The 886-nt window shown below is 54.9% G+C and carries 1 protein-coding gene; it reads right to left on the bottom strand.

The window, feature by feature from the left end:
• Positions 1–107: 107 nt before the first annotated feature.
• Positions 108–641, bottom strand: coding sequence for a DUF4189 domain-containing protein (locus tag D180_RS23040; RefSeq protein ID WP_081616475.1), 534 nt, complete (start codon positions 639–641; stop codon positions 108–110).
• Positions 642–886 lie beyond the last annotated feature (245 nt).

The following is an 886-nucleotide window of genomic DNA, read 5'->3' as shown; positions in this document are numbered from 1 at the left end:
TCATGAACGTGCCCATGTTGCCTTGCCAGACCGCTGCCGCGATCGTGCGCGCAGTACCGAAACGCAGCAGACCTATATACATAGGAGATCATCTTTAAGCATCTAAATCAGTACCTCCGAAACACAGGCTCAGAGCAACCGATATAGATAACCTCGCACCGCATGCCGGCGTTTTTTGCCAAGCACCTTTTGAGCACGCCATCACTCGCCATTTCCCTTGTAGGCGCCGAAACAAATTGCGCCAAGCCAATGGGGCTTGGCTTGTCCCCATCTCTCGGCTCACCGATGGCAGCACATTGGTTTTGATACGTAATGGCCACACTACAATTAGTTGGCCCCTTCTTGGCGCACCGTTCTAAAGCCTGTTGCTCGGCTTCGGATTTAGACATAGCCCCCGTTGGCACGCCGTAGTAGGGGATGGAGTCCACTCTCCCGACCGCGATAGCCCCCCAAGTCTTGAGCCACTTCCCAGTGGGTCGAGCCTCTTGTGAAACAGTGGAATTTTGCTGAGGAATCGGTGCACAGCCCGCCGTACCCTGGCCGCCAATAGGGTATTGCCCGGGAGGGCAATTTCCTTCAGCAGTCGCAGCAGCAGAAATGAAGAGTAGTGCTAGAAAGAAAAAAATCCGCGCCCCAGTCATTTTCACCTCGAATTAGAAAGTGAAACTTTCATTAAAATACGACTTCAGGTCTAGCCCAGACGATCAGCGTTCCTCTGACTGGCAATACCACGCATACCAGTTTCCTGATTCGGAGCGATGCTGGAAGAAGGTGGCACCCTTGTTGAACTTAGATCAGCGGGCGACTCGGACCCACTGCTAGTCCGACTATTGGGAGCCACGCGCTCCGGCGTGTAAGACCCCGGCGGCTGCCCCTGCGGCCCCGG

Origin of the sequence: Xanthomonas sp. SHU 166 (genome assembly GCF_000364685.1) — a bacterium.
Classification (GTDB): Bacteria; Pseudomonadota; Gammaproteobacteria; order Xanthomonadales; family Xanthomonadaceae; genus Xanthomonas_A; species Xanthomonas_A sontii.
The sequence above is the reverse complement of the archived record's forward strand: the minus strand, read 5'-3'. Positions and strand labels throughout refer to the sequence as shown.